Origin of the sequence: Vibrio sp. 10N.261.52.A1 (assembly GCF_002876325.1) — a bacterium.
Lineage (GTDB): Bacteria > Pseudomonadota > Gammaproteobacteria > Enterobacterales > Vibrionaceae > Vibrio > Vibrio chagasii.
On record NZ_MCYD01001321.1, the window covers coordinates 1,841 to 2,775 of the forward strand.

Genomic DNA, 935 nt, shown 5'->3' on the forward strand with positions numbered 1-935 from the left:
GCGACGAAGGAGCGTAGTTGGGAATCTCTAACAACGGACTCGATAACCAGATACAAAAAACGCGTAATGGGGCGATCCTATTACGCGTTTTTTATTGGGTTCTAACAGGTGTCGAACCTACAGAATCACAGTTTTGTTGCCGTAAACAAACACGTGATCATTGATCACCTTGTTTAGCGCTTTACTTAGAACATTCTTCTCTACGTCACGACCCGCTTGCGCCATGTCTTTCGCACTGAAGTTGTGATCGACAGGGATAACGTCTTGCTTAATGATTGGGCCTTCATCCAAATCGTTCGTCACGAAGTGCGCCGTTGCACCAATGATCTTTACGCCGCGCTCATACGCTTGTTGGTAGGGTTTCGCACCGATGAATGCTGGCAAGAAGCTGTGGTGAATATTGATGATCTTGTGGTTGTACTTTTCAACAAATCCCGGAGTCAGTACTCGCATGTATTTAGCCAAAACAAGGTAATCAGCCTCGTATTGGTCAATCACTTCCAGCATTTTCTGCTCATGCTCTTCACGGTTCAGACCTTCGTGTGAAACATGATGATAAGGAATGTCAAAACGCTCGGTTAGGCTTTGTAGAATGTCGTAGTTTCCGACAACCGCTGCGATTTCCACGTCTAAACTGCCATCGAAGTTCTTCATCAGAATATCGCCAAGACAATGTGCTTCTTTCGTTACCAGAATAACAATACGCTTGCGAGAAGAGTCTACTAGCTTGCGCTTCGCATTTTCTGGCAGGGCTTGATCTAGGTCTGCTAGAAAGGTTTCATCATTGAAATAACCTTCTAGCTCAGTGCGCATAAAGAAGTGGCCGCTGGTGTTATCTACGAACTCGTTGTTGTGAACAATATTGAGTTGGTGTTTGTAACAAATGTTGGTGATTTTTGAGATGAGGCCTGGGGCATCAGTACAATGTGTTAGTA

Annotated in this window: 1 protein-coding gene; it reads right to left on the reverse strand. The window is 44.7% G+C overall.

The features are described 5' to 3' along the window. Positions 1–117: 117 nt before the first annotated feature. A partial coding sequence (gene purU, locus BCT81_RS27315; RefSeq protein ID WP_102426492.1) for a formyltetrahydrofolate deformylase occupies positions 118–935 on the reverse strand: 818 nt, incomplete at its 5' end.